We start from the raw sequence: 563 nt of genomic DNA, 5'->3' as shown, positions 1-563 counted from the left end.
GTACTCAGGACTTCTACCTGCGTGCCTTCGACAGCGGCAACGGCAACGAAATCTGGAAGGCCCGTCCCGTAGGCAGCCAGTCCGGCCCGATGACCTACGTATCGCCCAAAACCGGCAAGCAGTACATCCTGCTCACCGCCGGCGGCGCCCGCCAATCGCCGGATCGTGGCGATTACGTAATTGCCTACGCGTTACCCAAGTAACGTGCTTCAACGTTGAGGTGCAGATTTTGCCCCTCGATTTGTCATGTCACATGCTGGATGTCTTGCGGACAGATGGATGCTATTGTTGGCTTGTGAAGTAAATGGCCATTTTGGATAGCCAATCCGAATAATGAGTGTGTTCACTGCTGGGCTCGAAATAGCACCCCAATGTGCTTGTCATTATTTCGCTGTAGTCTGTTTCCGTCATGGGCTGGCTTAACAGATGCTCAATTTCTTTTACGCTATCTCGCAAACAGCTCAAGGGTTCACATTTTACGATCTCTTCAAACACGTGATTGCTGTCCGAGAACTCTTCCGTCCAGTCCTGATGAAAATAGCAGCCTAGGCTCTGTACGTAAA

At 51.3% G+C, this 563-nt stretch carries 2 protein-coding genes; one reads left to right on the top strand and one right to left on the bottom strand.

The window, feature by feature from the left end:
* The coding region (locus ALO43_RS16785; RefSeq protein WP_054997832.1) for a hypothetical protein at window positions 1-203 on the top strand (203 nt) is incomplete at its 5' end.
* A 79-nt stretch (window positions 204-282) separates the two neighbouring features.
* Here the strand turns inward: ALO43_RS16785 and ALO43_RS30765 are convergent.
* Window positions 283-563, bottom strand: a 281-nt coding sequence (locus ALO43_RS30765; RefSeq protein ID WP_054997831.1) for a contact-dependent growth inhibition system immunity protein, incomplete at its 5' end; no start/stop codon positions are given.

Source organism: Pseudomonas tremae, from assembly GCF_001401155.1.
GTDB classification, from domain to species: Bacteria; Pseudomonadota; Gammaproteobacteria; order Pseudomonadales; family Pseudomonadaceae; genus Aquipseudomonas; species Aquipseudomonas tremae.
The sequence above is the reverse complement of the archived record's forward strand: the minus strand, read 5'-3'. Positions and strand labels throughout refer to the sequence as shown.